Raw genomic sequence first — 23,054 nt, forward strand, 5'->3', positions numbered from 1 at the left:
CGGGTATGCTGTGCCAGCCTCCGCGGAGGCGTTCCGTCCCCCGCGGTACCCCCAGGAGGTCCTCCCCGTGCCGATGCGTCCCGGCGTCACCCTGCGTGAGGCGACCCTCGCCGACGCCGCCGACCTCGTGGCGCTGTGGTCGGAGTGCGCGTCCGCGAACCGCTCCGAGGGCATCGAGGCCGCGGCCTACTCCAACCTGTGGCGCGAGCCGTCGCTGGAAGAGGCCGAGGAGGCCCTGGGCATGACCCTGGCCCGCGAGGGCCGGCACATGATCGTGGCCATCGTCGACGACGAGCTCGTGGGCGTCCTCATGTTCCAGATCGGCACGATCACGCCGCTGAACCTCACCCGGACGCTCACGGTCCACGAGCTGCTCGTGTCGCCGCGCTTCCGCCGCCGCTCCGTCGCGATGACGCTGCTGTCGGCCGCCGAGCACGCCGGCGAGGAGCACGCGTGCGAGGTGGTCATCGCCGTGACGCCCGCCCACGCCCGCGAGCCCAACCGCTACCTGACCAAGCTCGGCTTCGCCCAGGTGGCGACCGTCCGGGCCATCCAGACCAGCGTGCTGCAGTCGCGCCTGAGCACCCGCACGGGCGCCTCGCGCGACACCGGACGCCTCATCGCGATGCGCCGCACGCTGCGCCGCCGCGAGCGCGAGGCGCACCGCTTCGCCGAGTGAGGGCTGTCGGCCGCGGCCGGTAGGGTCGGGGCCGTGACTCGCCTGCTGCTCATCGACGGACACTCGGTCGCCTACCGCGCCTTCTTCGCCCTCCCGGTCGAGAACTTCTCCACCAGCACCGGCCAGCACACGAACGCCGTGTTCGGCTTCACCTCGATGCTGATCAACGTCCTGCGCGACGAGCAGCCGACCCACGTCGCGGTCGCATTCGACGTCTCGCGCCAGACGTTCCGCGCCACCGAGTACGCCGAGTACAAGGCGAACCGCTCCAAGAGCCCCGACGAGTTCAAGGGCCAGGTCACCTTGATCAAGGAGGTGCTCGAGGCCCTGGGCATCCCGATGTTCGAGAAGGACGGCTTCGAGGCCGACGACATCATCGGCACGCTGGCCACCCAGGCGCAGGCGCAGGGCATGGAGGTGCTCATCTGCACCGGCGACCGCGACGCGCTGCAGCTGGTCACGCCGACCACGACCGTCCTCTACCCGCGCAAGGGCGTCTCCGACCTGGCGCGCATGACGCCCGATGCGGTGCTCGACAAGTACGGCGTCACGCCCGAGCACTACCCCGAGATCGCCGCCCTGGTCGGCGAGACGAGCGACAACCTGCCGGGCGTCCCCGGCGTCGGCCCCAAGACCGCGGCCAAGTGGATCAACCAGTACGGCACGCTCGAGGCGCTCGTGGCCGACGTCGACAAGGTGCCGGGCAAGGCCGGCCAGTCGCTGCGCGACCACCTCGACGACGTGCTGCGCAACCGGCGCATCAACGCGCTGGTGCGCGACCTCGACCTGCCGCTCGGCCCGGCCGACCTGGCGTTCAGCACCGCCTGGGACCGCGAGGCCATCCACCGGGTGTTCGACGCGCTCGAGTTCGCCGTGCTGCGCGAGCGGCTGTTCAGCTACCTCGGCGCCGCCGACGAGGAGGTCGAGGCCGGCACGGCGCTCGACCTCGACCTGACGCTCGTCCCGCACGACGGCCTGCGGGCCTGGCTCGACGCGCACGTCGGCACCGACCCGGTCGGGGTCGAGGTCGCGGGCGTGACGCGTCCGGTGGCCGCCCGCGCCGAGAGCCTCGCGATCGCCACCGCCGCCGGCGCGGCCGCCTGGCTCGACGTCGAGGCCCTGAGCGCCGACGACGACGCCGCCCTGGCCGCGTGGCTGGCCGACCCGGCCCGCCCCAAGGTGCTGCACGACGCGAAGGGCCAGGTGCACGCGCTGGCCGCCCAGGGCTGGACCCTGCGCGGGCTGGTCGCCGACACCGCGCTGGCCACCTACCTCGTGCGTCCCGACCAGCGCGCGTACGACCTGGCCGACCTCGCGGTCCGCTACCTGCACCGCGAGCTCACCGTCGCCGACGCGTCGGGCCAGCTGACCTTCGACGACGACACCGTCGGGGCCGACGGCGCCGTGCAGCGGGCCCGCGCGACGCTCGACCTGTGGGGCGCGCTCCAGCCCGAGCTCGAGGCGGAGGGCTCGCTGTCGCTGCTGCGCGACGTCGAGCTGCCGCTGCTCGACGTGCTGGCGGTCATGGAGCGCGACGGCATCGCGGTCGACTCCGACCACCTGGCCGCGCTGCACGCCGAGTTCAGCGAGCGCATGCAGGTCGCGGCCCAGGAGGCGTACGACGTCATCGGCCGCGAGGTGAACCTCGGCTCGCCCAAGCAGCTGCAGGTCGTGCTCTTCGAGGAGCTCGGCATGCCCAAGACCAAGAAGACCAAGACCGGCTACACGACCGACGCCGACGCGCTGCAGTCGCTGTTCGTCAAGACCGAGCACCCGTTCCTGGCCCACCTGCTCGACCACCGCGACGTCACCCGGCTGCGCCAGACCGTCGAGGGCCTGCAGAAGACCGTCGCCGACGACGGCCGCATCCACACGACCTACTACCAGACCATCGCGGCCACGGGCCGGCTCAGCTCGGCCGACCCGAACCTGCAGAACATCCCCGTCCGCACCGAGTCGGGCCGGCGCATCCGCGAGGCGTTCTGCGTCGGCGACGGCTACGAGACGCTGCTGACCGCCGACTACAGCCAGATCGAGATGCGCATCATGGCGCACCTGTCCGAGGACGCCGGGCTCATCTCGGCGTTCAACTCCGGCCAGGACTTCCACACCGTCATGGCCGCGAAGGTGTTCGAGCGCGACCCCGAGGCCATCGACGGCGGGCTGCGCGCGCGCATCAAGGCGATGAACTACGGTCTGGCGTACGGCCTGTCCTCGTACGGGCTCAGCCAGCAGCTCGGCATCACCACGGGCGAGGCGCAGGCGCTCATGGACGACTACTTCGAGACCTTCGGTGGCGTCCGCGACTACCTGCGCGGCCTGGTCGACGAGGCGCGCACGACCGGCTTCACCGCCACCATCCTGGGCCGGCGCCGCTACCTGCCCGACCTCATGAGCGACAACCGTCAGCGCCGCGAGATGGCCGAGCGCATGGCGCTGAACGCACCCATCCAGGGCTCGGCGGCCGACATCATCAAGGTCGCGATGCTCGGTGTGGCCTCGGCGCTGCGCGAGGGCGGCCTGCGCTCGCGCATGCTGCTGCAGGTGCACGACGAGCTGGTGCTCGAGGTCGCGGCCGGCGAGCTGGAGCAGGTCGAGGCGCTCGTGCGCGCGCAGATGGCGTCCGCGGCCGACCTGTCGGTGCCGCTCGACGTGTCGGTGGGCATCGGCCGCACCTGGCACGAGGCCGGCCACTAGCTCGATCGTCCGGGCCGCCCGCGCCGTCGGGTGGCGAGTCCGGGTCGGTCAGCCCAGGGCGGCGACGCCGGTCAGCGTCGCCTCGTCGAGCTCGCGGTCGGCCAGCGCGACCCGCACCAGCCCGTCCGGGCGCTCGCCGCGCAGCACCTCGCGCAGGCCGACCCGCCGGGCCACGGCGATGGACGCCGGGTTGGTCGTGAGCGCCCGCGCCACGACCGGGCGGTCGGCGTCGTGCTCGTGGGCCGCCTGCACCGCCGCCCCGGCCAGCTCGGTGGCCAGGCCGTGTCCCCACACCGCGGGGCTCAGCCGGTAGCCGAGGTTCCAGTGGAACGGGTCGCGCGGCGAGACGCCGCCGATGCCGACCACGGTGCCGGCGGGCACGTCGCCGACCGGCACGGCGATCCGCACCGTCCAGGAGTCCAGCCCGTGCACCCGCCAGCCGGCGGCGGCGTGGTCGATCATCTGCGCGGTCTGGTCGGGGTGCGTGTGCCGGCCCGACGGCAGGTGCGTCCAGGTGGCCGGGTCTGCGAAGACGGCGTGCACGGTGTCGACGTCACCGGCGGCCACCGGGGCGAGGGCGAGCCGGTCGGTCGTCGTCACCGAGCGGCCACGCTGCGGTCGTGCGCGCGGGACGCGCCCCACAGCGCGACGGCCAGCACGGCGGCGGTCGCCGTCACGAGGGTCACCAGACCGGTCAGGTGGACGTCGAGGGCGTACGCGCCGACGACGAGCACGACCACGGCGGCCCACACCATGACGGTGACGCCGTGGGCGTGGCGGGCCAGGGCGTCGAACAGCAGCAGGTGCACGACGGCGAGCACCGAGCCGGCGAGGGCGAACAGCCACAGCTGGTCCTGGATCTCGGCGTACTGGTCGCCGCCGACGAGGATCAGCGCCAAACCGGGCAGCAGCGCGGTGCCGGCGGTGGCCAGCGTGCCGAGGCCGGCGACCATCCCGACGGCCCGCAGCCGGGCGCGGGCGCCGCCACCCTCGGCCAGGTCGGCGAACACCACGACGCTCACGAACTGCGGGAAGAACACCGCCGCCTTGGCCAGGATCAGGCCGGACGCGTAGAGGCCGGCCTCGTGCTCGTCGAACCGGTTGCGGGCGATGAGCGAGTCCAGGTTGCTCAGCGCGAAGTACGCGGCCAGCGCCTGGGTGCCGAGGATCGCCTCGCGCAGCAGGATGCGGCGGGACACCCAGCCGCCGCGCCCGTGGGCGCGCAGCAGCGGAAGTCCGACGACGGCGGGCACGACCTGGCCGAGCAGGATGCCGCAGATCGCGCCGAGCGGGGTGGGGGAGATCAGCAGGCCGAGCCCACCGCCGAGGATCCGCCCGAAGCCGTTGGCCAGGTAGATCGCGGTCAGGGTGTGCCACGATCGGGTGCCCTGGGCGATGCCCATCTCGGCGCCCATGAACGCCAGCGGCACCATGATGAGCCCGCAGACCACGACGAGCCGGTGGTCGTCCAGACGCAGCAGCGGGGTCAGCACGAGGGACGACGCCGCGACCAGCGCAGCGACGCTCACACCGACCAGCAGGGTCACGCGGGCGACGGCGGCCACGACCTGGTCGCGGCGCTCGGGGGCCACGGCGAGCTGTCGCGCGGCGGTGGCCTGCAGGCCCAGCGACGCGACGCTGCCGACGAGCACGATGCCGAGCAGCGCGGTGAGCGCGCCGAACTCGCGGGGGAGCAGCATCCGGGCGGCCAGGACGGTGAGCCCGTACAGCAGCACGTTCATCACGACCATGCCCATGGCGACGAGGGCGCCGCCGGACACGGTGGTCTGGCGCTCGGCCGGTCTCGTCACCCCTGCACAATAGCCACGCCGGTCACCGTCCGTGGCAGGCCCTGGGAGGACAGATGCGAGACGTGCGACGGCTGCCGGCCGATCGCTGGCCCGACGTGGCCGCGGTCGTGCTGTCCCTGCTCGTCCTCGCACCCCTGCTGCGCCCGGGGTACGTGCTGTCCTACGACATGGTCTGGGTGCCCCAGCTCGAGCTGGGCCGACGGGACGTGTGGGGACTCGGCTCGGCGCTGCCGCGCGCGGTGCCGTCGGACGCGCTCGTGGCCCTCGCCGGGACGGTCCTGCCCCAGGGGGTCGTCCAGCGGCTCATGCTGCTGGGGGCGCTCGTGGCGGCCGGCACCGGCGCGTCCCGGCTCTGCCGCGTGCTGCCGCTCCCGGGCCGCCTCGTCGCCGTGACGCTGGCGGTCTGGAACCCGTTCGTCGCCGAGCGTCTCGCGCTGGGCTCCTGGCCCGTGCTCGTCGCCTACGCCGGCACGTTCTGGCTGCTCGCCGGGCTGCTCGGGGCACGCCGGGTGCCCGCCGTGCTGGGCCTGGCTGCGACCGCGATCTCGCCGGCGACGGGCGTCATGGGCCTGCTGGTCGTCGTCGCCTGTGCCCGCGGCGTGGCCGGACGCGTCCGGTGGCTGGCCCTCGGCCTCGCGCTCAACGCCCCGTGGCTCGTCACCGGGCTGCTGCGCGGTTCGGACGCCGTCGTCGACCCGTTGTCGGTCCGCCTGTTCGACGCCCAGCCCGAGCTCGGCCTCGGCCGGCTCGGCGCGGTGCTGTCGCTCGGCGGCATCTGGAACACCGAGGTCGTGCCGGTGTCGCGGACGCTGTTCTCGTCGGCCGTCCTGGTCGTCGCGCTGTGGCTGCTGGTGCTGGTGGGCCTGTGGGCGTGGCACCGCCGTGGTGGGGACGCCCTGCTGCCGCTGCTCGGTCTCGGCGTCGTGGGCGTGGTGGTCGCGCTCGCCGGCTCGGTGGCGCCGGACGCGCTGGGCTGGGTCGTGGCGCAGGTGCCCGGCGCCGGCCTGCTGCGCGACGGCACGCGCTGGCTGCTCCTCCTCGCGCCCGTGCAGGTGGTCGCCGCCGGCCACGGCGCGGCCTGGCTCGTCGAGCGCTGCCGGACGGTCGGGGCGCGCCGGCTGGCGACGGCCGGTCTCGTGCTCGTCCCGGTCGCCGCGCTGCCCGACCTCGCCTGGGGCGTCGGCGGCCAGCTGGAGGTGGCGCACTACCCGCAGGACTGGGCCGAGGCGCGCGACCGGGTCACGCAGTCCGGCACCGAGGGCGACGTCCTCGTGCTGCCCTTCTCGTCGTATCGGCAGCCGTCGTGGAACCACGACCGGCCGGTGCTCGACCCGCTCGGACGCTTCCTGGACCGCGACACGGTGGTGTCCGACGACCTCTACGTCTCCGGCCGCCGCATCGCCGGTGAGGACCCGCGGGCGGCCGAGGTCGGCGAGGTGCTCGACGGCGACTGGACGGCGAAGGACCTGGCCGAGCTCGGCATCGGCGTCGTCGTGGTCGACGGCTCCGCGCCCGGCGCCGCCGACCTGCCGTTCGAGCAGCTCGCGTCGCTGCGCCGGCTCGGCGGGGGAGACGTGAAGGTCTACGCCGTCGACGGGGCAGCGCGGCCAGGCGTCCCCTCGAGCTGGCGGGTGCTGGTGCCGCTGGCGTGGGTGACCGCGCTCGTGGGTCTCGTGCTGGCGCTCGCCGGCCCCGCGCTCAGACGGGCAGGCGGCGGAACACCGCGCGCGGCAGGTGACGCAGCCCGCTCATGACGCCGCGCATGGCGCCGGGCACCCACACCTGCTCGGTGCCGCCGGAGACCGCCTTGACGATCGCCTCGGCGACCGCCTCGGGCGTGGTCGCCAGCGGGGCGGCGTCCAGGCCCTCGGTCATCTTCGAGCGCACGAAGCCCGGACGGACGACGACGACACGTCCGCCGAGCGGCCGCAGGGCGTCGCCGAGCCCGGTGTAGAACGCGTCCATGCCGGCCTTGGTCGAGCCGTAGACGAAGTTCGAGCGGCGCGGACGCTCGCCGGCGACGCTCGACAGCGCGACGACGACGCCGTGGCCCTGGCGGCGCACCAGGTCGCCGAGGGCGACACCGACCGTGACGGCGCCGACGTAGTTGACCTCGGCGAGCGCACGGGCGGCCTCGAGGTCGGTCCAGGCCTCCTCCTGGTCGCCGAGCAGACCGAACGCCACGACCGCGACGTCGACGTCGCCGTCCTGCGCGGCGGCGTCGACGACCGACGCGTGCGAGGCGGTGTCGCGGGCGTCGAAGTCGAGCGCGCGCACGGTGCAGCCGGCCGCCTCGAGCCGCGCGACGGCGGCGTCGCGGTCGGCCGACGGGCGGGCCGCGAGCGCCACGCGCAGGCCCGGGCCGGCCGCGGCGTAGGCCTCGGCCGTGGCGAGCGCGATGTCGGAGGTGCCGCCCAGGAGCAGCAGGGACTGGGGACGGCCGAGGGCGTCGATCATGGTTCTCCTGTCAGAGGGCGAGTCGTCGGGCCAGGTCCGAGCGGAACCGGCGGTCCGGGTCGACCCGGTCGCGGACGGCCGCGAAGGCGTCCAGCCGTGGGTACATGCGGGCGATCGTCGCGGCGTCGGCGCGGGAGTCCTTGGCCAGGTACAGCCGCCCGCCGGCGTCCAGGACGACCGCGTCCAGGGCACGCAGCAGGGCGTCGAGGCCGGGCCGCACGGGCAGGTCGACCGCGAGCGTCCACCCCTCGGTGGGGAAGGAGAGCAGGCCGCGGTTGCCGGCCCCGAAGCGCTTGAGCACGTTGAGCGAGGAGACGTGGTCGGACTCGGCGATCATCTCCACCGCGGTGCGGAACGCCGCCTCCTCGCCGAACGGGACGACGAACTGGTACTGGCAGAAGCCGGCCGAGCCGTAGACGCGGTTCCAGTCGGCGACCACGTCGAGCGGGTGGAAGAACTGGGTCAGGTTCTGCAGCTCGCCGTGCCGGTGGCGCGGCGCCTTGGCGTACCAGAGCGCGTTGAAGGCCCGGGCGGTGAAGCGGTTCACGACGCCGTGGGGGAACGAGAACGGGACGGCGGCCAGGGTGCGGTCGGACATGCGCAACGCGTCGGCGCGGTCGCTCTCGGGCAGCGCAGCCCGCGGGGCCTGGTCGCCGCGGGTGACGACCGCCCGCCCCATGGACGCCCCGGTCGTGGCGGTGTCGAACCAGGCGACCGAGTACTCGTAGCGGCTGTCGCCCTCCGAGAGCGACACAAGTAGCCCGTCGAGGTTCGGGACGCGGTCGGTGTCGACCAGGAAGAACGACGACTCGACCCGCTTGAGGGCGACGGTCGCACGCAGCACGACGCCGGTGAGGCCCATGCCGCCGACGGTCGCCCAGAACAGCTCGGCCTCGGGGCCCTCGGGCGCGGCCGTGACGACGTCGCCGGAGGCCAGCAGCACGTCCATGCTCAGCACGTGGTCGCCGAAGCTGCCGCGCACGTGGTGGTTCTTGCCGTGCACGTCCGCGGCGATCGCGCCGCCGACGGTGACCTGGCGGGTGCCGGGGATGACCGGCAGCCACAGGCCGAAGGGCAGCACCGCGCGCATGAGGGCGTCGAGGCTGGCGCCGGACTCGACGGTGACCGTCGCCGTGGCGACGTCGAGGTCGAGGATGCGCGTCCAGCCGGTGAGGTCGAGCACGTCGCCACCGGCGTTCTGCGCGGCGTCGCCGTAGCTGCGGCCCAGGCCGCGCACGAGCACGCCGCGCCCGCCGGTCGCGGTGACGGACGCGCGCAGGTCGTCCAGGCCGGCCGGGCGGTGCACCTCGGCGGGCGTCGGGCTGGTGCGGCCCCAGCCGTGCAGCGTCTCGCGGCTCATCCGTAGACCCCCAGGGCGAAGACGACGACCCAGACGACGCCGACCACCTGCAGCACGCGGTCGCGGGCGACCGCGTCCTCAGGCTCACCGGCCAGGCCGCGGTCGACGTCGACCGCGTAGCGCAGGATGCCGACCACGAACGGGGCGATGGAGATGGCCTGCCAGTTCACGTGGCCGGTGGGCACCAGCTCGAACGCCCACAGGCTGTACGCGGTCACGGCGACCGCCGCGGCCAGGCTCCAGACGAAGCGCAGGTAGGAGTCGGAGTAGTCGTTGAGCGAGCGCCGGGTGCCGCCGGCGGCGCCGACGGTCATCAGCTCGGAGTAGCGCTTGCCGGCCACCATGAACAGCGAGCCGAACGCCGCGACCAGCAGGAACCACTGCGACAGCGGCACGTCCGCGGCGACGCCGCCGGCGATGGCGCGCAGCAGGAAGCCCGACGAGACGATGGCGATGTCGAGCACCGCGACGTGCTTGAGCCAGAACGCGTAGGCCAGCTGCAGCACGAGGTAGACGGCCACGGTGGCCAGCAGGTCGGGGTCGACCAGCGCGGCGAGCACGAGAGCGGCGAGGGCCAGGACGACGCCGGTGGACAGCGCGACCTGCGGGCGGACGCGGCCGGCGGCGACCGGTCGGTGCCGCTTCACCGGGTGCAGCCGGTCGGCCTCGCGGTCGAGGGTGTCGTTCACCAGGTAGATGGACGCCGACGCCATGACGAAGGCGACGAACGCGGCGACGACGGAGACGATGACGTCGGACTCCAGCAGCACGCCGGCCGACAAGGGGGCCACGAGCACCAGGGCGTTCTTGGACCACTGGCGCGGGCGGGCGGTGACGAGGAGGCCGCTCAGCTCTCCGGACCTGACCTCGGTACGCATGATGGGGGCCACACTACGGGCTGGTCCGGGGGCTCGTGACACGTCGGGGAACTTTCGTATTCGGGGACACGTCATGTGACGTGCGCTACTGTTACTCTTGCGTAGTTCTTGAGGAGGGACAAAGACGTGAATGGAATCCTGATCACCATCGGCTGTCTGCTCGGTGGCGGTGCGCTTGCCACCGCGACGGCTGTCGGCATCGTGCAGTCCCAGCAGTCGGCGGGCGAAGAGCCCATCAGCTCGACGAGCTCCGTGAACTACGGCTCGAACTAGCAGAGCTTCGCGCCTGGCGCGGCGACGAAGGGCCCGGAACCACCTGGTTCCGGGCCCTTCGTGCGTCCGGGGACGGTCGAGCCGGGTGGTGCAGGCGGCGCGGACGCGTCAGAGACCGAGCACGGCGGCGAACCCGGCCTGGGCCGCCGTCCAGGAGTAGCGCTCGGCCTTGCGGTGGGCGCCGGCGCCCAGGAACGCGCGCCACGACTCGTCGCGCAGCACCGCGGCCGTCTCGGCGGCCAGCTCGTCGACGCTGTCGACCAGCACGCCGGAGTCCTTGTGGTCGATGGACTCCGTCGGTCCGCCGGCCTCGCGGTAGGCGAGCGTGGGGGTGCCGTGCACGCCGGCCTCGCCGATGACGATGCCCCAGCCCTCCTTCAGCGAGGGCAGCAGCATGGCCCACGAGCGGGCGTAGACCTCGTGCTTGGTGCGCTCGTCGACGAAGCCGAGCAGGTGGACGCGGTCGCACAGACCGCGCTCGCGGGCGTACGTGGCGAGCTCCTCGTGCCACCAGCCGTCACCGACGACGTCGAGCTCGAGGTCGGGGAACTCGGCGGTGAGCCGGTCGACGACGTCGATCGCGTGCTCGACCTGCTTGTGCGGCACGAGCCGGCCGACGACGCAGAGCCGCGGCGTGGGGGAGCGCACGACGGCGACCGCGGGGGCGGGCTCGGTGCCGTTGTGCACGACGGCGATCCGCTCGCGGTCGACCCCGAGGCCGACCAGCTCGTCGCGGGACGCCTCGGAGACCGTCACGTACTGCGAGCGGCGGTACAGGAGCGGAGCGACGCGCGACTCGATGAACCAGCCGATGCGTCCGGTGAGCCCGGGGTAGACGACCGGCCACTGCTCGCGGTGCACGTGGTGCACGAGCACGGTGACCGGCTTGCGGGTGGCGAGCCGGGTGAAGAAGGGCAGGCCGTTCTGGACGTCCACGACGTGGTCGACCCGGCCGTACAGGCCGAGCAGCAGCCGGGCCAGGACGCGCACGTAGATGCTGAGCTTGGTGCCGCGGCGCACGAAGCGGACGCCGTCGACCAGCTCGTCGCGGGCCGCGCCGGGGTACGTGGCGCAGGCGATCGTCACCGTGTGGCCCCGCTGGACCAGGCCGCGGGCCATCGCCTCGACGTAGCGCTCGGAGCCGCCGCCCTCGGGGTTGCGGGTGTCGCGCCAGTTGGCGAACAGCACGTGCACGGGGGCCTCCGAGGCGGGCGTCGTGGCACAGATCACGCCACGGATGACAGTTCCACTGTAACAGTCTGTGTGTGGTGGGTCTCATGTATCGTTCCCGCGTGCCCGACGACTTCTCCCCGGACCTCGCCCGGTCCGTGAGGCTCTTCCGGGCCTTCCGCGTCGAGCAGACCGACCCGGCCCACTTCTACGGCACGCTCGCCGAGGACTCCGTCCGCCAGCTGTCGTCGTACGGCTCGCTCGAGGGCGCCCGCGTGCTCGACGTCGGTGGCGGGCCCGGCTACTTCGCCCGCGCGTTCCGCGCCGCCGGGGCGACCTACACGCCGCTGGACGCCGACCTCGGCGAGCTGTCGGCGGCCACCGAGCCGGAGCCGGGCACCGTGCTGGGCTCGGGCATGGAGCTGCCGTTCCGCGACGACAGCCTCGACGTCACCTACTCCTCCAACGTGCTCGAGCACGTCCCGCGGCCGTGGCAGATGGCCGACGAGATGGTCCGGGTGACCAAGCCCGGCGGCCTGGTCTTCATCTCCTACACGTTGTGGTTCGGCCCGTGGGGCGGCCACGAGACGGCGCCCTGGCACTTCCTCGGCGGCCGCTTCGCCGCGCGTCGCTACGAGCGCAAGCACGGCCACCCGCCCAAGAACGTCTACGGGGAGTCGCTGTTCGCGGTCACGGCGGCCGGTGGGCTGCGCTGGGCCCGGCAGCAGACCCAGGCCGACGTGCTCGGCGTCGTGCCGCGCTACCTGCCGCGCTGGTCGTGGTGGGTGCTGCGCGTGCCCGTCCTGCGTGAGCTCGTGACCTGGAACCTCGCCGTCGTCCTGAGGAAGCGATGAGGGTCACCGCATGGCGTCTGCGGCTGGCGGCGGTGAGCATGGTGCTCGCCGCCGTCGCGTTCGTGCAGGCCCCTCGGCTGCTCGTCGCCGACACCAAGGCCGACCTCGTCATCGACCCCGGCGGCTTCCTGGCCCGGGCGCTCAGCCTGTGGGACCCGGACGGCTCGCTCGGCCAGGTGCAGAACCAGGCGTACGGCTACCTGTTCCCGATGGGGCCGTTCTTCTGGCTGGCCGACCTGGTGCAGGTGCCCGGCTGGGTCGTCCAGCGGGCCTGGTGGTCGCTGCTGCTGGTCGTGGCGTTCCTCGGCGTGGTCAAGCTGGCCGGGGCGCTGGGCCTCGGCACGCCGTGGGCGCGCGTCCTCGGCGGCCTGGCGTTCGCGCTGTCGCCGCGCATCCTGACGCTGCTGGGCACCAGCTCGATCGAGGTCTGGCCGTCGGCCCTGGCTCCGTGGGTGCTGGTGCCGCTCGTGCTGGGCCTGCGCTCCCGCCGTCCGGCGTTCCACGCGGCGCTGGCCGCCCTCGCCGTGACCGCGGTCGGGGGCGTGAACGCCGTCGCCACGTTCGCGGTGATCCCGCTCGGGGCGCTGTGGCTGCTCATGGCGCCGCCGTCGCCGCAGCGCCGCTCGATGATGCGCTGGTGGCCGGCACTCGTCCTGCTCGGGACGCTGTGGTGGCTCGGCCCGCTGCTGCTGCTCGGTCGCTACAGCCCGCCGTTCCTGGACTTCATCGAGAGCGCGTCGACCACCACGGGCGTCGCGACCGCGTACGACGCGCTCCGCGGCACGACCAACTGGATCCCGTACCTGGACGGCAACCTGACCGCCGGGCACCAGCTGGTCAGCGAGCCGTACGTCATCGTCAGCTCGGTCGCCGTCGTCGCGCTGGGCTTCTACGGCCTGGCCCGGCGTGACAACCCGGCCGGACGCTTCCTGCTCGCCGGCGCCGTGCTCGGGCTCGCGCTCGTCACGCTCGGCCACGCCGGCACGAACCTGGCGTCGAGCGCCTGGCGCGAGCTGCTCGACGGCGCGCTGGCCCCGCTGCGCAACACGCACAAGTTCGACGTGCTGATCCGGCTTCCGCTGGTGCTGGGCCTGGTCCACGCCGCGACCGGGCTGGCCCGGGGCGTGACCGGCTCGGTCCGCACGCAGCGCACCGGGCGCGCCGCCGTCGCGCTGCTCACCGCCGCTGCCGTCGTCGGCGCCACGGTGCCGGCCTGGACCGCCGAGCTCCCGCGCCGGGGCACGTTCCAGGACGTCCCGCAGTACTGGGTGCAGGCCGCCGACTGGCTGGACGAGAACGCTGAGGGCCAGAACACCCTGGTGCTGCCGGGCTCGGCGTTCGGCGACTACCTGTGGGGAAGCCCGCGCGACGAGGTGCTGCAGGCGCTGGCGCGCACGCCGTGGACCGTCCGGAACGCGGTGCCGCTGACCCCGTCGGGCACGATCCGGACGCTCGACGGGTTCGAGCGGGCCTTCGCGTCCGGCCGGGGCAGCGCCGCCCTGCACGAGGCGCTCGTGCGCTCCGGCGTCCGGTACCTGCTCGTGCGCGAGGACCTGTCCGGCGCCGGCACGACCGACACCGAGCTGGTGCACTCCACGCTCGCGACGACGCCGGGCGTCTCGCCGGCCAAGGGCTTCGGGCCCCGGGTCGGCAACCCGCCGGCCCAGCGCACCGACGGCGGCGAGCTGGTGTTCGTCAACAGCGGCCGGCAGAGCCGCCACCGGGCGATCGAGGTGTTCGAGGTCGAGCGCGCCGACGCCACCGTCGTGCGGTCGCAGGACGCCGGCGCGACCTCGGTGCTCGCCGGGGCGGCGGACGCCGTCGTCGAGCCGTCGGCGGCGATCCGCGGCGACGACGACGTGCTGCTGGCCCAGGACGTGCCCGCGTCCCTGACCCCGGAGCACGTCGTGCTCACCGACACGCTGCGCCGGCGCGAGGCCGCGTTCGGGCGCGTCGTCAACAACCGCTCCGCGGCCCTCTCGGTGCAGGAGCGGTACCGGGTCGAGCGCCGCGTGCACGACTACGTCGTCGGCGGCGAGGCCCGCTGGTCGGCGGTGCCCGAGCTGCGCGGGGCGACGTCGTTGACCGCGTCGTCGTCGGCGTCGGACGTCACCCAGACCAGCATCCGCACCGACCGGTCGCCCTGGTCGGCGCTGGACGGCGACGACCGGACGCGCTGGACGGCGGGGGAGTCGGACCTGCGCCCCTGGATCGAGCTGCGCCTCGACGAGCCGGTCGACGTCACCGGCACCTCGGTGCAGCTCACCGAGGCGTTCTCCGACCGCGACGTCACGGTCACGACCGACGCCGGCTCGGCCGTCACGAGCGTCCCGGCCGGCGGCTCGGTGACGCTCGACGTGCCCGAGGGAGCCACGACCCGGCTGCGCCTGACCGCCGACAGCAACGCGTTCGACCCGTTCTCGATCGACACCCTCGAGGTGCCCGGCGTCGACGTCACCCGGCCGCTGCGGCTGCCCGCCCTCCCGCAGGAGTGGCCCGAGCCGGACGAGGTGCTGCTCACCACTGCGGCCCCGCCCAACGGCATGTGCCGCTCCGTCCCGGACGTCCGCGCGGCCGACGACGAGGACGACGAGGACGTGCGGGGGAGCCTCGTGGTGCGCTGCGACAGCGGCCCCGAGCGGCTCGGCGAGGACGGCCGCACCCTCGACCGGCTGGTGACGCTGCGCCGCGAGGCCGGCTACCTGCCCGCCCTCACGGTGCTGCCCGAGTCCGGCCGCGAGCTCAACGACGCGTTCGCCGGGGCGCTGGCCGTGCAGGTCAGCTCGACCGGCTCGGCCGCGCCGCGGGCCGGAGCGCTGGCGACGACCGACGGCGACATCGCCACCGGCTGGATCGCCCGGCTCTCGGACCGCTCGCCGCAGATCAGCCTGCGCCTGGACCGGACGCGCCGGGTCGACGCCCTGCGGCTCTACACCGACGACTCGCTGGCCGCCTCGGCCGTGCGCGAGGCCGACCTGACGTTCGACGACGGCACCACCCGCACCGTCCGCTTCGACAGCGGTGGGCTCGCCCGCTTCGACGCCGTGCGCACCGGCTCGATCACCGTCGACGTGACCCGCATCCGCGTCCGCTCGTCGCTCGGCTTCGACGGTCAGGGCAACGGCCTGCCGCTCGGGCTCAGCGAGGTCGCGGTCTCCGACGTCGACGCCGCCGCGGACGCCGACGAGCCCGTCCGCCTGCCCTGCGGCAGCGGTCCGCGCGTGACCGTCGACGGCCGCACCTACGACACGAGCGTGACCGCGACCCGCCAGGCGGTGCTGTCGCAGCAGCCCGTCGGCGCGACGCTGTGCGGCACCGACTCGTTCCTGCTGAGCCCCGGGGAGCACCAGGTGACGGTGCGGGGCTCGGACCTGTTCCGGCCCGCGTCGCTGCGGCTGCTGCGCAACCTGCCGCAGGGGGCCGGCGTCGTCGCCCTGGACGCCGAGCGGACGCCCCGATCGGTGCAGGCCGAGCCCGCCGAGTCGCCCGACGACCAGGTGGTGTCGTTGGCCCAGACCTGGAACCAGGGCTGGACGGCCGACGACGCCACCTCTGTCACGGTCTCGGGCTGGAAGCAGGGCTGGGTCCTGCCGGCGGGCACCGCGCTGGACGCTGGGTTCGGCGGGCAGCTGCCGTACTCGCTCGCCCTGGGCGTGGGCCTGCTCGCCCTGCTCGCGCTCCTCGGCCTGGCCGTCTGGCTGCGCCGGCGCCCGACCGGACCGCAGGTCGCGGCCGGCGTCCGTGAGCGCTCGGTGCGGGTGCCCCTCGGGGTGCTCGGCACCGCGGCCGCCTGCCTGCTCGTCGGCGGCTGGGTCGGCCTCGCGGCGGGCGTCGCCGGCGGCGTGGCCGGCTGGCTCGTCGCGCGGCGGTTCGATCCCGCGCCGGTCGCGGCGTTCCTGGTGCTGGTGGCCGGCCTGGCGTACGTCGTCCGGCCGTGGACGAGCCCGCAGGGCTGGGCGGGCGAGTGGAGCTGGCCTCAGTGGCTGGTGCTGGCGGCCTTCGGGGTCGTCGCGGCGTCCTTGCTGCGGCGCCCTGGTGCGCGGACGTCCTTGAGCCGCATCGCCGGACGCTCGACGACGCGGTAGGCGATCTCCGACAGCACCAGCGTGATCGCCACGGTGAGGCCGAGGAGGGCCCAGCCGTTGCCGGTGAACACGGGCGCGTCCAGCAGGTGCGCCGACAGGTGCAGCACGAGCAGGTGGAGGCAGAAGATGCTGTACGAGATCAGGCCGAGGTGGCGCAGCCACGGGTGGGCCAGCAGGTTCGAGTACGCGGTGCCGTGGTCGGGCCCGAGGGCGGACGGCAGCACGACCAGGCCGGCGATCGCCGCGTAGAGCAGGTTCTTGGTGACCGACTCGCCCCCGGTGGCCGGCAGTAGCGACGTGGGCCCGGCCACCGGCGTGCACGCGACCGCGAACAGCGCGGCCGCCATGGTCCAGCACGTGCCCGGCAGCCCGGCCAGCTCGCGCAGCGTCGAGAACGACGCCGGACGCCGCTGGTGCTCGAGCTGGACGACGGCCAGGGCCATGCCCACCGCGAACCACGACAGGTACGCCGGCAGCCACTGGTTCGCCCCCGCCCAGCGTCCGGCCAGCTCCATCGTCCACGCGACGTTGGCCACGACGAGCAGCCCGAGAGCCGCGAGCGCCCAGCGCGGGCTCCAGCCGCGGCGCCGGGCGACGAGCGCCGCCACCAGCATGCCGAGCGGCAGGACGGCGTAGAAGGCGACCTCGGTCGACAGGCTCCACAGGTGCGTGAGCCCGGCCGGCAGCCCGCCGTCGTGGTAGAGCTCGGTCAGGGTCAAGTTGCGCACCCACGGGCCCACGCCGAGCCCGCGGTTCTCCTCCAGCACGACGAGCGCGAGGACGGTGACGAGCACGGCGAGCGGCACGATGCGCAGCGCGCGCTTCCAGGCGTAGCGCCCGATGCGGGGGAGCGGGCGGCCGTCCTGCATGGCGCTCAGGAACGGGCGGCCGAGCAGGAAGCCGGACAGGACGAAGAAGAACGCGACGCCGATGTCGAGCCGGGCCGTGGCCGCGCCCAGGTAGCCCTTCGGGTACCAGCCGGCCCAGAACGAGACGTGCGTGACGACGACGGCCAGCGCGGCGAGCGCACGCAGCGAGTCCAGCCCGGGGAAGTAGCGCCGGGGCAGGTCGATCGGTGCGGCGGTCACTGCTCCTCCTCCGAGCCGGCCAGCGGGGTCAGGAAGCCGACGTTCATGTTGTCGACGCACAGCGTCGTGCCCTCGTCCGGCGTGATGGTCACCGAGTCGTAGGCACCCTGGGTGCGAACGTACGCCGTGTGCAGGCCGCGCTCCACCGGCACCTCGACCTCGGTGCGTCCGGCCGACACGGTCATGCGGCCGTCCTGGCCGGCGAGGTAGCTGATGGTCAGCCAGAAGTCGAAGTCGAGCACCGGCACGATCTCGATCTCGGTGGACTCGGTGATCGAGTAGCCGCACTGTCCGTCCGGGCCGGGCTTCGTGCGCGGCAGGTCGGCGATCGCGGCCGGGCGCAGGTGGCCCTCGGCGTCCAGCATCCGCAGGTCGGTGCCGGAGTCGACGACCCGGACCCGGTCGCCGAGCGGGCTCAGCAGGCGCGAGACGAGGTTGCCGGGGAACCCGGCGCCCCACAGCACCGTGTCGGGGACGGTCGTGTCGGGGATGTCGACCGGCTCCTCGGTGAGCGCCTCGGACGCGTTGGCGACCCACTGCTCCTGCGGCATCTGGACCGCGTCGTGCCATGGCCGCGCGTACGTCCAGGACGACCACAGCGAGCCGGCCAGGACGACCGCGAGCCCGGCGGCGACCCAGCGTCGTTCGACGTGCAGGTCGAGCACGACCGGGGTGCGGGGCTCGCTGGAGCCCACGGCGCCGCGCACCGGCAGCGTGGCCAGGCCGAGGCACAGCGCGACCACGCCGGACAGGTCGGCGAAGTAGCGCAGCTCGAGGGAGGCGGACGCGACGCCGAAGTCGCCGGCGCGACCGGCGCCCACGAGCACCGCCGAGGCGAGGGCGTAGACGGCCAGCACGAGCAGCGCGAACCAGGCCCGGCGGCGGCGCAGCACCACCACGAGTGCGAGCATGCCCAGCACCAGCCACGACAGAGCCACCAGGGACGTCGGGGTGTCGACGAACAGGCGGGGCCCGACCCCTCCGACCTGGTTCAGCGACGACCAGACCCAGGGCCCGCCCAGGATGGAGGGGGCCAGCGAGGTGGTCAGCGACAGGTCGACGGTCTCGGCCAGCACCTTCGGGTCGGGACGACCCGTGCCCGGCACGGTGGTGAGGTAGACCGCCAGGTAGCCGGCCGCGACGACGCCGTACGCCGTCCAGGCCTGCCAGTAGCCGACCAGCGCCCGCCACGGACGGCGCAGCAGGCCGCCCTCGGCGAAGTAGAGGACGGCGACGAGCACCAGCAGCACCGGGACCAGCAGTCCCTTGGTGTAGCTGCCCAGGGCCAGCGCGAACAACACCGTCGCCATGACCAGCGCCCAGCGCCTGCGCTCGCGCAGGTAGATGACGTGCGCGGCCAGGCAGGCGTAGAGCGCCGCCTGGTGCGGCAGCTGGTTGACCACGGCGGCCCACCACACGACGGTCGGGAACGACATCGGCAGGAACAGGAACGCGCCGAGCGGCACCAGGACGCCGGGACGGTCACCGAAGAACGTGCGCAGCATCCACCAGCAGGCCAGGCTCGCCAGCAGCTGCAGCACCAGGATCTCGACCGCTGCGGCTCCCCAGGAGAAGGCGCCGACGGACCCGACGAGCTTGGTCAGCCACAGGCCGAGCGGCATGAGGTGGATGTTGTGCGGCTCGAACAGCCACTCGGTCGTGGCCTCGCCCCGGGCGACCTTGCCCAGGAAGATGAAGTCGTCGGCGTAGAACCAGCTGCCGGCCACGGCCCACCCGCGCAGCACCAGCTGCGCGGCGATCATCGCCCAGGCGGCGAGAACCACGCGCTCGCCGGTCGACAGCGCGGCCCAGGTGCGGCGCAGGCGTCCGGTCAGGCGGCTCATCGGGCGTCCTCCACGGGCTCGACGTCGCCGACCCGGATGGTGTCGACGCACACGGCCGCGCCGGTCTCGGAGCGGATGGTCACCTCGGAGAAGGTGCCCTCGGTGGCCAGGAACATCGAGTGCAGCCCTTCTTCGACCGGCACGCGCACGCTGGTGTCGCCGGCGGTGACGACGACCGTGCCGTCCATGGACGACAGGTAGTCGACCTGCATCCAGAACGGGAGGTCGAGCACCGGCGACACGTCGATGGTCTCCTCGGGGTTGACCAGGTAGCCACAGCCCTCGACGGGTCCGGGTTCGGCCCGGCTGCCACCGGTGACCCGCGCGAGCTGGATGCGTCCGTCGTCGTCGATGATGCCGAGGTCGGTGCCGGCGCTGACCGCCTTCAGGCGCGGCGCCAGCGACGCCATCTTGTGCGAGGGCCGGTTGAACGGCGCGATGACGGGGTTGCCGATGACGGGTGGCAGGGGGACGTCGACGACCGACGTGCTGCGCTCGTCGCGCCGGTCGAGGTCGTCGAGCAGGTTGTTGACGAACGTGCGCTCCGGGAACGCGGTGCTGTCCCAGCGGTCGTGCCACGGCAGGGTGTACGCGACCGACGAGCCCACCGACCCGACGACGACCGCGCCGGCCAGCCCGACCAGGACCGGCCGAGGCAGGCGCAGACGGAGGTACGGATCCGCTCGAGGACCCGGCCGGTGCAGCGCGCCCCGGATCGGCATGATGACCGTGCCCAGCCCGAAGGCCAGCAGCGCGGCGACGTCGGAGAAGTAGCGCACCTCGCGGGCACTGACCTGGCTGCCGAACGTGCCAGCGCGTCCGGCGTAGACCAGCAGGGCCGAGACGAGCACGTAGGGCACGAGGATCCACGCAGCCCGGAGCGCATCGTGGCGACGGCCCCAGACGTAGAACACCATGGCGGCGAGGACGAGGGTCGCGACGAGCACGAGCAGGAGCGGCGCGTCGGTGAGCGACTGCGGCGCGCCCCCGACGACGAGGTCGGGGCTGCCGCGGTACACCTGGGGGACGCAGTCGGAGGCCGCGACGAAGGGGTCGATGCCGCCCGTCCACAACCGCCAGGACCAGGGGCCGCCGAGCACGCCCGTCACCACGGTGTCGAGCACCGACGTCGACATCGCCGAGGGCAGCTCGCAGCGCTGGCGCGGGGCCGCACCGGTCTGCACCGACCACCAGGCGACGGCGTAGCCGATCGTCACGGCCGCGTACATCAGCCAGGCCGGCCAGCTGGCGGCCAGCGTCCGCAGCCGGGTCCGCCACGGTCCGCGGGTGAACCACACGACGGAGATGCCGAGCAGGACCGGCACGATGAGCGCGGCCTTCAGGTAGCTGCCGACGCCCAGGACGACGAAGAGGGTCGCCACGATCGCCCATCGGACGCGTCCGGTGCGGGCGTACGTGACGTGCGCCGCGATCGCGCCGAACAGCGCGACGTGGTGGGGGAGCTGGTTGATAGCCACCGACCACCACACGCTGGAGGCGACCGTCATGGGCGTGACCAGGTAGAACGCCAGCGGCACGAGGATGCGCGCCCGGTTGCCGAAGACCACGCGCAGCATCCACCAGCAGGCGAGCGCCGCCAGCGCCTGGAGCACGATCATCTGGGTCGCGACGACCGGCCAGTCGAGCCCGGCCCACGCCACCGACTTGACCAGCAGGAACGACACCGGCATGAACAGGCTGAAGTGGCTGTGGAACAGCCAGCCGAAGTCGTCCATGCCGAGGGTGACCTGGCCGATGAAGATGTAGTCGTCCCACATGAACCACGAGCCGGCGGTCATCCACCCGCGGAAGAGCAGGTGAGCGGCGATGAGCGTCAGGGCGACGGCGGTGACGACGCGGCCGCGCGGCCACCGGCGCAGCGCGCCGTCGCGGACGCGCCCGGCGAGCCGGCGGACGGGGGCGTCAGTGACGGCGCTCACGAGGCGTCCTCCTCGGCGGTCAGGAAGCCGACTCGCACGGCGCTGACGCACAGCACCTGGCGGTCGGCCGGCCAGATCGTCAGGCTCTCGTAGCCCCCGGTGGTGCGGATGAGGGCTCGGTGGGTGCCGGCCTCAAGCTCCAGACCGAAGCGTTGGTCGCCGGCGACGACGGCGACGTCACCACCGACGAGCGTCGAGTAGTCGAGCTGCACCCAGAACGGGAAGTCCAGCACGGGCCCGACCTCGATGGTCAGCGGCTCGTCGCCCGAGGTCTCGTACGCGCACCGCTCCGGAGTCCGGGCACTGCGCGGCTCCTCGTCCACCCTCGCCGGCACCGGGTTGCCCTCAGAGTCGAGCAGCTGCAGGTCGACGCCTGCTCGGAGCACGTCATCCGCCGCGCCCACGGGAGCGAAGTAGTTCCGGACCAACGCGTTGTCACCGAAGATCGGCGCCATGATCGACTCCGGGACGACCTCGTCGGCCAGCGGCACGCTCGACTCGAGCGTCCGGAGCGCGTTCTCGTGGAACACGCGCTCGCGGAAGTCCGATCTCCACGGGTCGACGTAGCGGAGCGTGCTGACGGTGCTGCCGACGAGCGCCACGACGACGAGTCCGGCGATCACCGGGCGAGGCACCGCCCTGGTGAGGAGCGGCTGGGTCCGGCGTTCGGAGGACTCGACCGCGCCCGGCACGCGCAGCAGGAGTCCGCCGAGACCGAGGACGACGAACGGTGCAGCGTCGGACAGGTACTGCAGGTGGAGGCCGACCTCACGCGCGCCCATCAGGGCGATGACGTAGGAGCGCCCGGCGATGACCAGCGCCACGGACGCGAGCACGTACAAGGCCGGGATCCACAGCGCCCTCAGCGCGTGCCGGCGCGTGAGCCAGACGACGGCGACCACCGAGACGGTGACCAGGGTGCTGAGGACCACGACGGCGTGCGACGGATCGACGTACGAGATCGGACCCGCCGCGAACAGCTTCCAGGTCAGCGGGCCGCCGACCAGGCTGGGCACGAGCGTGTAGACGATGAAGGTGTACGCGAGCTCGGCGTTGTGTCCGCCCTGGCCGTTCAGGTTCTCGGCGACGCTCTGGTGCAGGTACACCCCCAGGAAGCTGACAGCGAGGACCCCGTACACGACCCAGGCGCGCCACCACGTCCGGAGTGCCCGCGCGATGCGTCGGCCCAGGGAGCCCGAGGTGAACCACAGCAGGGGCAGCGCCGCGAGCACGGGGAACACCAGTGCGGTCTTGGTGTACGCCAGGAGGCCGACGAGCAGGCCGGCGGTGGCCAACGCCAGCCAGCGGGCCTTGCGCGTGCGCAGGTACTGGACGTGGGCGCCGAGCGCGATGCACACGCCGATCTGGTGGGGGAGCTGGTTGATCGCCACCGCCCACCACATGATGGACGGCAACGTCAGCGGAGCGAAGAGGTAGACACCGAGCAGCCCGAGGACGGCCGGGCGGTTGCCGAACACCGTCCGCAGCATCCACCAGGCAGCAAGGGACGCGAGCGCCTGCAGCACGGCGATCTCGACGGTGACGGCGGCCCAGGAGAACGCCGGGGCGAACGACACGAGCTTGACCAGCACGAACGACAGCGGCATGAAGTGGCCCTGGTGGATCCTCAGGTACCAGTCCAGGTCGTCCTCGTCGCGGGCGATCGCGGACAGGAAGATGTAGTCGTCCACCAGGAAGTGGCTGCCGCTCACCGCCCAAGTGCGGAAGGCGACCTGCACGGCGATCAGCACGAGGGCGACGACGGTGATCGTGCCGGGTCGGCGGAGCCGCTCGCGCCACCCCTCAGGGCGGGCGGAAGGGGCGCGGCGGGCGCCCGGTCGCTCGTCAGTCACAAGCGCCGATGCTCTCACAGCTGTGTCGTGGACCACGCGGCAACGGCCGCATTCGTCCGGCTGGA

Annotated in this window: 16 protein-coding genes; 6 read left to right on the forward strand and 10 right to left on the reverse strand. The window is 73.5% G+C overall.

Annotated elements, in window-relative coordinates:
- Positions 1 to 73 precede the first annotated feature (73 nt).
- Together HGAM_RS10805 and polA are read left to right on the forward strand one after the other, a co-directional pair.
- Entirely contained in the window at positions 74 to 679 is a 606-nt protein-coding gene (locus HGAM_RS10805; RefSeq protein ID WP_245532122.1) for a GNAT family N-acetyltransferase, read from the forward strand.
- Between the two features lie 33 nt (positions 680 to 712).
- Entirely contained in the window at positions 713 to 3,376 is a 2,664-nt protein-coding gene (gene polA, locus HGAM_RS10810; protein WP_019145505.1) for a DNA polymerase I, read from the forward strand.
- Positions 3,377 to 3,424: 48 nt separating this feature from the next.
- On the opposite strand, the gene HGAM_RS18900 is transcribed toward polA, so the two are convergent.
- Complete coding sequence (locus HGAM_RS18900; protein WP_049798317.1) at positions 3,425 to 3,976, reverse strand: GNAT family N-acetyltransferase; 552 nt, start codon at positions 3,974 to 3,976, stop codon at positions 3,425 to 3,427.
- A complete protein-coding gene (locus HGAM_RS20640; RefSeq protein WP_019145507.1) occupies positions 3,973 to 5,187 on the reverse strand; it encodes an MATE family efflux transporter in 1,215 nt (404 codons plus the stop codon). The genes HGAM_RS18900 and HGAM_RS20640 overlap by 4 nt, the downstream gene beginning before the upstream one ends.
- A gap of 53 nt (positions 5,188 to 5,240) precedes the next feature.
- Between HGAM_RS20640 and HGAM_RS18910 the strand changes: the two genes are divergently transcribed.
- Entirely contained in the window at positions 5,241 to 6,941 is a 1,701-nt protein-coding gene (locus tag HGAM_RS18910; protein ID WP_147543664.1) for an MmpA family trehalose lipid delivery protein, read from the forward strand.
- Here HGAM_RS18910 and dprE2 read toward each other — a convergent pair.
- The 3 genes from dprE2 to HGAM_RS10840 are packed head-to-tail and all read right to left on the reverse strand — an operon-like array spanning position 6,886 to position 9,882.
- Positions 6,886 to 7,644 carry a decaprenylphospho-beta-D-erythro-pentofuranosid-2-ulose 2-reductase gene (gene dprE2, locus HGAM_RS10830; protein ID WP_019145509.1) on the reverse strand — a complete coding sequence of 253 codons (759 nt, stop codon included), beginning with the start codon at positions 7,642 to 7,644 and terminating at the stop codon, positions 6,886 to 6,888. The two genes, HGAM_RS18910 and dprE2, sit on opposite strands and share 56 nt — an antisense overlap.
- Before the next feature lie 10 nt (positions 7,645 to 7,654).
- Entirely contained in the window at positions 7,655 to 9,004 is a 1,350-nt protein-coding gene (dprE1, locus tag HGAM_RS10835) for a decaprenylphosphoryl-beta-D-ribose oxidase (protein ID WP_019145510.1), read from the reverse strand.
- Positions 9,001 to 9,882: a decaprenyl-phosphate phosphoribosyltransferase gene (locus HGAM_RS10840; RefSeq protein WP_038951753.1), complete on the reverse strand. Its 882-nt coding sequence runs from the start codon at positions 9,880 to 9,882 to the stop codon at positions 9,001 to 9,003. Before HGAM_RS10840 ends, dprE1 begins: the two co-directional genes overlap by 4 nt.
- 126 nt (positions 9,883 to 10,008) lie before the next feature.
- Here HGAM_RS10840 and HGAM_RS20385 point away from each other — a divergent pair, with 126 nt between their 5' ends.
- Entirely contained in the window at positions 10,009 to 10,155 is a 147-nt protein-coding gene (locus HGAM_RS20385; RefSeq protein WP_019145512.1) for a hypothetical protein, read from the forward strand.
- Between the two features lie 108 nt (positions 10,156 to 10,263).
- On the opposite strand, the gene HGAM_RS18915 is transcribed toward HGAM_RS20385, so the two are convergent.
- Positions 10,264 to 11,385 carry a glycosyltransferase family 4 protein gene (locus HGAM_RS18915; RefSeq protein ID WP_019145513.1) on the reverse strand — a complete coding sequence of 374 codons (1,122 nt, stop codon included), beginning with the start codon at positions 11,383 to 11,385 and terminating at the stop codon, positions 10,264 to 10,266.
- Between the two features lie 62 nt (positions 11,386 to 11,447).
- Here HGAM_RS18915 and HGAM_RS10855 point away from each other — a divergent pair, with 62 nt between their 5' ends.
- On the forward strand, positions 11,448 to 12,179 hold the full coding sequence (locus HGAM_RS10855; RefSeq protein WP_019145514.1) for a class I SAM-dependent methyltransferase: 732 nt from the start codon (positions 11,448 to 11,450) through the stop codon (positions 12,177 to 12,179).
- On the forward strand, positions 12,176 to 16,264 hold the full coding sequence (locus HGAM_RS10860) for an alpha-(1->3)-arabinofuranosyltransferase domain-containing protein (protein ID WP_081591921.1): 4,089 nt from the start codon (positions 12,176 to 12,178) through the stop codon (positions 16,262 to 16,264). The genes HGAM_RS10855 and HGAM_RS10860 overlap by 4 nt, the downstream gene beginning before the upstream one ends.
- On the opposite strand, the gene HGAM_RS20110 is transcribed toward HGAM_RS10860, so the two are convergent.
- The 4 genes from HGAM_RS20110 to HGAM_RS20650 are packed head-to-tail and all read right to left on the reverse strand — an operon-like array spanning position 16,156 to position 22,989.
- Positions 16,156 to 17,352: an acyltransferase family protein gene (locus tag HGAM_RS20110; RefSeq protein ID WP_020691642.1), complete on the reverse strand. Its 1,197-nt coding sequence runs from the start codon at positions 17,350 to 17,352 to the stop codon at positions 16,156 to 16,158. The genes HGAM_RS10860 and HGAM_RS20110 overlap by 109 nt on opposite strands.
- A complete protein-coding gene (locus tag HGAM_RS20645; RefSeq protein ID WP_019145518.1) occupies positions 17,349 to 19,196 on the reverse strand; it encodes a hypothetical protein in 1,848 nt (615 codons plus the stop codon). The genes HGAM_RS20110 and HGAM_RS20645 overlap by 4 nt, the downstream gene beginning before the upstream one ends.
- Complete coding sequence (locus HGAM_RS10880; RefSeq protein ID WP_019145519.1) at positions 19,193 to 21,136, reverse strand: sulfite exporter TauE/SafE family protein; 1,944 nt, start codon at positions 21,134 to 21,136, stop codon at positions 19,193 to 19,195. The genes HGAM_RS20645 and HGAM_RS10880 overlap by 4 nt, the downstream gene beginning before the upstream one ends.
- On the reverse strand, positions 21,133 to 22,989 hold the full coding sequence (locus HGAM_RS20650; protein WP_019145520.1) for a glycosyltransferase family protein: 1,857 nt from the start codon (positions 22,987 to 22,989) through the stop codon (positions 21,133 to 21,135). The genes HGAM_RS10880 and HGAM_RS20650 overlap by 4 nt, the downstream gene beginning before the upstream one ends.
- Positions 22,990 to 23,054 lie beyond the last annotated feature (65 nt).

This window comes from Aeromicrobium massiliense JC14 (genome assembly GCF_000312105.1).
GTDB classification, from domain to species: Bacteria; Actinomycetota; Actinomycetes; order Propionibacteriales; family Nocardioidaceae; genus Aeromicrobium; species Aeromicrobium massiliense.

What these genes read in the sequence shown, in the direction of transcription:
- HGAM_RS10805 (WP_245532122.1), top strand. Translation starts at nt 74, where the DNA reads ATGCGTCCCGGCGTCACCCTGCGTGAGGCGACCCTCGCCGACGCCGCC.
- HGAM_RS18910 (WP_147543664.1), top strand. Translation starts at nt 5,241, where the DNA reads ATGCGAGACGTGCGACGGCTGCCGGCCGATCGCTGGCCCGACGTGGCC.
- dprE2 (WP_019145509.1), bottom strand. Translation starts at nt 7,644, where the DNA reads ATGATCGACGCCCTCGGCCGTCCCCAGTCCCTGCTGCTCCTGGGCGGC.
- dprE1 (WP_019145510.1), bottom strand. Translation starts at nt 9,004, where the DNA reads ATGAGCCGCGAGACGCTGCACGGCTGGGGCCGCACCAGCCCGACGCCC.
- HGAM_RS10840 (WP_038951753.1), bottom strand. Translation starts at nt 9,882, where the DNA reads ATGCGTACCGAGGTCAGGTCCGGAGAGCTGAGCGGCCTCCTCGTCACC.
- HGAM_RS10860 (WP_081591921.1), top strand. Translation starts at nt 12,176, where the DNA reads ATGAGGGTCACCGCATGGCGTCTGCGGCTGGCGGCGGTGAGCATGGTG.
- HGAM_RS20645 (WP_019145518.1), bottom strand. Translation starts at nt 19,196, where the DNA reads ATGAGCCGCCTGACCGGACGCCTGCGCCGCACCTGGGCCGCGCTGTCG.